The sequence below is a fragment of the Gemmatimonas sp. genome (assembly GCF_021298855.1).
In the GTDB taxonomy this organism is placed as follows: Bacteria; Gemmatimonadota; Gemmatimonadetes; order Gemmatimonadales; family Gemmatimonadaceae; genus Gemmatimonas.
In genome coordinates, this window is sequence record NZ_JAJTHI010000053.1 from 1 (window position 1) to 5,921 (window position 5,921).

Consider the following 5,921-nt stretch of genomic DNA (forward strand, 5'->3'; position numbering starts at 1 on the left):
GAGGCCCGTGGCCGTCGCGCGCAGGGTGTTGGTGCCCGGCGTTTCGCCCAGCGTCCAGGCGCCCACCGTGGCCGTGCCGTTGGCGTCGGTTACGGGACGGCGAGCCACCGCCGAGCCACCACCGTCGATGACCTCGAACACCACTTCCTGCCCGGCGATGGGGTTGCCGAGGGCGTCGGTAATGCGCACCGACGGGTCGACGGGCAGCGTGCGCCCCACCGTGGCCGACTGGTTGTTGCCTGCCAGAATGCTCATGGTCGCCGCCGCGCCGGCGCGTGCCACCGCCGAGAACACGACCGGCGGGAGCGAGCCCACCGTGGCCGACAGCGTGTAGGTGGCCGCCGTGCTGCCCAGCTGCCAGCCGTCGGGCGATGCCACACCCTGCAGGTTGGTGGTCTTGGCGCCGCCCACCACGGTCGAGCCGGTGGAGGCCGTGAAGTTCACGTTCACCCCGGCCACCGGGTTGCCGTTGGCATCGAGCACGCGGATGCTGGGCACCGGCGTGACCAGCCCACCCACCGTGCCGGTGATGCTGGTGCTGGTTTGCGCACTGATGGCCGCGGCCGTTCCCGCCGTACCGTTGGCGGTGAAGGTGATGGGGTTGGCGGTGACCCCGTTGGCCACCACGAGTGCCGTGAGGGTGTTGGTGCCCACATTGGGGCCAAGGGTCCACGACCCCACCGTGGCCACCCCGCTGGCGTTGGTGGTGGCGCCGGCGCCCGTGACCGAGCCGCCGCCCCCCGAGATGGAGAAGAACACCGACGTGGCGTTGACCGGGTTGTTGAAGCGGTCGCGCACGATGACCGACGGGGGCGTGGACACCGCCGTGCCGGCGGTGGCACTCTGGTTGTTCCCCGCCTGCACGGCCACGTTGGCCGGGGCGCCCGCCGCCGCGGCGGCGATGAAGTTGATCTGCGTGGTAACGCCGGTCACCGTGGCCGACACGCGCTGCTGGCCGGCGGTGCCGCCCAGGCGCCAGCGGGTGCTGGCGACCCCGGTGTTGTCGGTCGTGTCCACGGCCGGCGTCACGGACCCGCCGCCTTCGGCGACGGCAAAGGTGACCACGATGCCGCCCAGCGCGGCGCCGCGGTCGTCGGTGACCTTGACCGCAAGCGGGTCGCTCACGACGTCACCGACGATACCGGTGAGGCTCGTGGCACTGGTGGCAGCGAGCGTGGACGGGGGGCGAGGCCCGTCGTCGCCGTTGCAGGCGGCCAGCAGCGCGGCTGTGGCGGCCAGCGCGGACCAGGAGAACGAAGCGCGTCTCTGCATGGGAGGCAATGAGGTGTGGGGAGGAGGCCGGTGCACGGGCGTGATACCGACAGCGGACATTCATACGGGAAGCACTACCCCGCCTGTGAGCACCGCGTGACAGTAACGCCGAAGGTCGCGACTGGAAAGACTCGCCGGACCGGCAGGGTGCGTCGCGTTACCCGTCGAGTACGGACTGATATGCCGAGGGAAACGGCACGGCCTCGAGGCCGAATACGCGCGCGGCACTGTGCGCGACATCACGTTCGAGTGCCGCCAGCGATGGAGCGTGCAAACCGGAGGCCACGCACTCGCGTGCCACGGTACTCATGACGACGCCATCGATGCCGCAGGGCACGGTATGGTCGAAGGTGGCGAGGTCGTTTTCCACGTTGAGGGCCACGCCGTGCCACGTGACCCAGTCGCGCGCGTGCACGCCAATGCTGGCCAGCTTCACCCGGCTGTCGTTGGCGCGGGTGTGCCACACCCCGGTGAGCCCCTCCACACGGTGGCAGGACAGGCCGTGCGGCGCGAGGGCGCCAATGATCACCTCTTCCACCTGCCGCAGGTACCAGTGCAGGTCTTTACGGTGGCGCTTGAGGTCGATGATGGGGTACGCCACCAGCTGCCCCGGCTCATGCACGGTCACGTCGCCGCCGCGCTCCACCTCACGCACCTGGATGCCCTGGGCTTCCAGATACTCGGCCGAGGCCAGCAGATGCCCGGGCTTGGTGCTCCGTCCCAGCGTGACGACCGGCGGATGCTGCACCAGCAGGAGCAGATCCTCCGGCAGGGCGCCACTGATGCGCGCCGCCGCCGCGCGCTTCTGCAGCGCCCAGGCGGTGTCGTAGGGGATGAGGCCGAGGGGGAGGGTGTAGAGGAGCACTACGCAATATACCGGGGCGATTGGTGCGACTGGCCACTCGCTACCCGGAACCCGAAACTCCCTGCCGTTCACGGAATCGCCGTCGGAGATCTCGCGAGCGGCAGGCAGTTTCGGGTCTCGGGTGTCGCGTTTCGGGTGGAGAGATTCGAGTGGCGGGCCAGTGCGGCCACGTGCGGCCACGTGCGGCCAGATGATCCCGCCGGCGAAAAAATGGTTACGGAGCACTCCCTCATAGGTGCCATGACAGGCGACCTCTTCGCCTTGCCACGGGCCACCATGCCGACCATTCTCAGCGTCGACGGCTATCGTTTCTTCTTCTTCAGTAACGAACGGAACGAGCCACCGCATGTTCATGTCGCGTCTGGCGATCGTCTCGCCAGACTCTGGCTGGAAACGGCGGAGGTTGTCTCCGCCGTGGGCTTCAGACCGTCAGAGCTGGCCACCCTGCGACGTCTCGTCATCCTCAACCGGGCAACTTTCGAGGAACGTTGGTATGAGTATTTCGGCCGCTGGAATCGGGGCCCGCGCGGTCCACGTACGTGTTGAACACGGGATGCTGCGCGCTGTACTGGCCGATGGGCGGGAGATTGCTGCTCCTGTGAGCTGGTTTCCGCGGCTCGACGCCGCGACCGCCGAGCAGCGAGGCGTCTGGCAGCTGATCGGCGGTGGGGTGGGCATTCATTTCCCGGACGTCGACGAGGACATCTCGGTGGCGGGGTTGCTCGACGGAGAGATCACGCGGTGAGCGCGCGAGCGAGCAAGTCAGAAGCGACCCGCAACCCGACACCCGGAACTCCCGGCGGCCCGCGGGATCTCCGGTAGAGACCTCGTGGACCGCCGGGAGTTTCGGGTCTGGCGTTTCGGGTGGCGGGTTTCGTGGAAAGAGATCAGTGACTGCGACCTCTGGCACTTGCCCGAGCCTTGCACGAACACTGTCATTAGGTAATACTTGGCAGCATCATCAAGTATTCCTTAATAGGGGTCTGCTATGCCTCAGCACGCCAGCTCTACGGCCGCGCCGACGGTACGTCGACGGAGCCGCGGGGGGGCGCCACTCGAGAAGAGGGCGTTCTCCCTGCACGCCAACGTGATTCAGGAGGCACGAGCTGCCGTTGCCGACGGATTGGCCCCGAACCTGAGCGCCTTCGTCGAGGCGGCCGTGATCGAGAAGCTGCGCCGGTCAAGGCGTGCGCGCCTCTATGAGGCCTACGCGGTTGCCGCGAACGATCCGGCGTTCATGGCGGACATGGAGCAGCTCACGACGGCGTACGATGCGACCGCCGCCGACGGTCTGTAGCCCGCACCGATCGGAACATCCATGGCATACACGGGCCGCGTTCGTCGCTGGGAGCTGTTCGAGGCGGACTTGGATCATCCGGTTGGGAGTGAACAGGGTGGCGCGAAGCGGCCTGTGTTGATCGTTTCCAACGATGGTTTCAACGCGGCGTTCCCCATCGTCACGGTCGTGCCGTTGACCAAGCAGGCCGACAAACAGCGAACGGTGTACCCGTTTGAGGTGCTGCTGCCGAGTGGCGTCGCCGGCAACCCGCTCGATAGCATCGCAATGCCGCAACAGCTCCGCACGATTTCCAAGAAACGGTTGCTGGCCGCGCCACTTGGAGCGCTGACGGATTCGACGCTGCAGCAAGAGATCGAGGACAAGTTGCTCCTGCACCTCGATATCGCGCTGGAGGTCGTGGACGACGAAGATCAGGCCGATGAAGCGACCGACGAGCAGTGACGCGTGTGGCAGCTGATCGGCGGTGGGGTGGGCATTCATTTCCCGGACGTCGACGAGGACATCTCGGTGGCGGGGTTGCTCGACGGAGAAGGCGGGCGCCGGTGAACTGACAACCGGAAACTGGCACTACGAACTACAAACTCCCCGCAGACCGCGAGATCGCCTCCTTTGGGGAGATCTCGCAAGTCGCGGGGAGTTTGTAGTTGTTGGTGATAGTTGATAGTGGTCGGTCAACTACCCTCAGGCGTGCAGCATCTTCCCCATGGAATCCAGCACGGCTTCACCAATGGCTTCCGACAGCGTGGGGTGCGCGTGCACGGCGAGATCGATCTCTTCCACCGTGAACTCGTTCTCGCGCGCCACCACGAGTTCGTGGATCATTTCGGTGGCGTGCGCGCCCACGATGTGCGCGCCCAGGATTTCGCCGTACTTGGCGTCGCGAATGATCTTCACGAAGCCGTCCATCTCGCCGCTGGTGCGGGCGCGCCCGTTCGCGCTGAAGGGGAACTTCCCGATCGTGTAGTCGAGCTTCTGGTCCTTGCACGCCTGCTCGGTGAGGCCGATGCTGGCCACTTCCGGGTGGCAGTAGGTGCAGCTGGGAATGTTCTTGTAGTTCACCAGGTGCGGGTGCTGCCCACCCAGCAGGTCGGCCAACACGTGTCCCTCGCGCGAGCCCTTGTGCGCGAGCATCTGGTTGCCGGCCACGTCGCCAATGGCGTAGTAGCCCGGTACGCTGGTCTCGAACTTCTCGTTGATCTTCACGAAGCCGCGCTCGCTCTTGGCGATGCCCACGGCTTCGAGCCCGATCTTCTCCACGTTGGGCGCGCGGCCGGCGGCCACGAGCACCTTCTCCACCTCGAGCGTCTGCGTCTGTCCGCCCGCTTCGACGGTCATGCTGGCGCCGGTCTTGGTGACCTTCACGTTGGAGATCTTCGCGCCGGTGAGCACGTCGATCTTGCGCTTCTTGAAGGCCTTGGCGAGTTCGGCGCTGCAGTCGGCGTCTTCGATGGGGAGGATGTTGGCGGCCACCTCGATGAGCGACACCTTGGTGCCGAAGCTGGCAAACACGTCGGCAAACTCGCACCCCACGGCCCCGGCGCCCACCACGGCCATGGTGGCCGGGGCCTTTTCGGCCACCAGCACGTCGTCGCTCGACAGCACGACGTGCTTGTCCAGCTCGAGGCCGATCTGCGGCAAGCCCTTCACGCGCGAGCCGGTGGCGATGACCACGGCCTTTTTCGCCTCGTGCGTTTCCTTCTTGCCGTCGGCGAGGGTCACGGTGACCTTCTTGCCCTTCTCGATCACGCCGTCGCCGCGAATGTGCTGCACCTTGTTCTTCTTGAGCAGGAACTCCACGCCCTTGGAGTTCTGCGCACTCACGGCGCGCGAGCGCTTCATGGCGGGCCCGAAGTCGAGCGTCACCCCGTCGAGGGTGATGCCGTGTTCGGCGGCCTTGCCCAGCTTCTGCGCGAGGCCCGCGCTCTCGAGCAGTGCCTTGGCGGGGATGCACCCCCAGAGCACACAGGTGCCGCCCAGCGCTTCACGCTCAATGACGGCGACCTGCAGCCCCAGCTGGGCGCAGCGAATGGCACACACGTAGCCGGCGGGACCACCGCCGAGGACGATGACGTCGAACGAAGCCATGGGGAGTTCGGCTGGAATTTCAGTGGAGGCGCCGGAGTGGGCGCAGCGTCCAATCTAGCGGGACGCGCAGGTGCAGGGAGATTGGCGGGGTCCGGTTCGGGGTCGCCGTCTGGGTCGTGGTCCGGGTTCACCTCGCCATCACGGAGCTCACCGAGGTGGTGGGAGGCCATGGAGAACGGCGAAGGCATGCCATGAGGCAGGGCTCGGTGCCCTCGACCCTCTCGGTGCTCTCCGTGCGTCCGCGTTTTCCCCTCCAGCGGGATGCGCGGGTGCAGGGAGAGCGGCGCCGTCTGAGTCGTGGTCCGGGTTCACCTCGCCATCACGGAGCTCACCGAGGTGGTGGGAGGCCATGGAGAACGGCGAAAGCACCCAATGAGGCAGGGCTCGGTGCCCTCGACC

General features: G+C 66.8%; 8 protein-coding genes. 5 read left to right on the top strand and 3 right to left on the bottom strand.

The window, feature by feature from the left end; all coding sequences use genetic code 11:
- Together LW840_RS14735 and lipB are read right to left on the bottom strand one after the other, a co-directional pair.
- Window positions 1-1,272, bottom strand: a 1,272-nt coding sequence (locus LW840_RS14735; protein WP_291277251.1) for a hypothetical protein, incomplete at its 3' end; no start/stop codon positions are given.
- Window positions 1,273-1,429: 157 nt separating this feature from the next.
- Complete coding sequence (lipB, locus tag LW840_RS14740; protein WP_291277252.1) at window positions 1,430-2,137, bottom strand: lipoyl(octanoyl) transferase LipB; 708 nt, start codon at window positions 2,135-2,137, stop codon at window positions 1,430-1,432.
- 240 nt (window positions 2,138-2,377) lie between these two features.
- Here lipB and LW840_RS14745 point away from each other — a divergent pair, with 240 nt between their 5' ends.
- The 5 genes from LW840_RS14745 to LW840_RS17625 all read left to right on the top strand — a co-directional run bounded on the left by LW840_RS14745 (window position 2,378) and on the right by LW840_RS17625 (window position 3,983).
- Window positions 2,378-2,683, top strand: a complete 306-nt coding sequence (locus LW840_RS14745) for a DUF4160 domain-containing protein (RefSeq protein WP_291277253.1) — start codon at window positions 2,378-2,380, stop codon at window positions 2,681-2,683.
- A gap of 7 nt (window positions 2,684-2,690) precedes the next feature.
- Window positions 2,691-2,882 carry a DUF2442 domain-containing protein gene (locus LW840_RS14750; RefSeq protein WP_291268374.1) on the top strand — a complete coding sequence of 64 codons (192 nt, stop codon included), beginning with the start codon at window positions 2,691-2,693 and terminating at the stop codon, window positions 2,880-2,882.
- 243 nt (window positions 2,883-3,125) lie between these two features.
- The gene (locus LW840_RS14755) at window positions 3,126-3,434 is read left to right on the top strand and encodes a hypothetical protein (RefSeq protein WP_291273164.1); all 309 of its coding nucleotides are present in this window, start codon (window positions 3,126-3,128) and stop codon (window positions 3,432-3,434) included.
- 21 nt (window positions 3,435-3,455) lie between these two features.
- Window positions 3,456-3,878 carry a type II toxin-antitoxin system PemK/MazF family toxin gene (locus tag LW840_RS14760; protein WP_291263287.1) on the top strand — a complete coding sequence of 141 codons (423 nt, stop codon included), beginning with the start codon at window positions 3,456-3,458 and terminating at the stop codon, window positions 3,876-3,878.
- Between the two features lie 3 nt (window positions 3,879-3,881).
- On the top strand, window positions 3,882-3,983 hold the full coding sequence (locus tag LW840_RS17625; RefSeq protein ID WP_345780909.1) for a DUF2442 domain-containing protein: 102 nt from the start codon (window positions 3,882-3,884) through the stop codon (window positions 3,981-3,983).
- A 135-nt stretch (window positions 3,984-4,118) separates the two neighbouring features.
- Here LW840_RS17625 and lpdA read toward each other — a convergent pair whose 3' ends face one another.
- Complete coding sequence (gene lpdA, locus LW840_RS14765; RefSeq protein ID WP_291268372.1) at window positions 4,119-5,522, bottom strand: dihydrolipoyl dehydrogenase; 1,404 nt, start codon at window positions 5,520-5,522, stop codon at window positions 4,119-4,121.
- Between the last annotated feature and the right edge of the window lie 399 nt (window positions 5,523-5,921).

Bases quoted from the DNA above. Each gene is read 5' to 3' on its own strand.
- LW840_RS14745 (WP_291277253.1), top strand. From the start codon at position 2,378: ATGACAGGCGACCTCTTCGCCTTGCCACGGGCCACCATGCCGACCATT.
- LW840_RS14750 (WP_291268374.1), top strand. From the start codon at position 2,691: ATGCTGCGCGCTGTACTGGCCGATGGGCGGGAGATTGCTGCTCCTGTG.
- LW840_RS14755 (WP_291273164.1), top strand. From the start codon at position 3,126: ATGCCTCAGCACGCCAGCTCTACGGCCGCGCCGACGGTACGTCGACGG.
- LW840_RS14760 (WP_291263287.1), top strand. From the start codon at position 3,456: ATGGCATACACGGGCCGCGTTCGTCGCTGGGAGCTGTTCGAGGCGGAC.
- lpdA (WP_291268372.1), bottom strand. From the start codon at position 5,522: ATGGCTTCGTTCGACGTCATCGTCCTCGGCGGTGGTCCCGCCGGCTAC.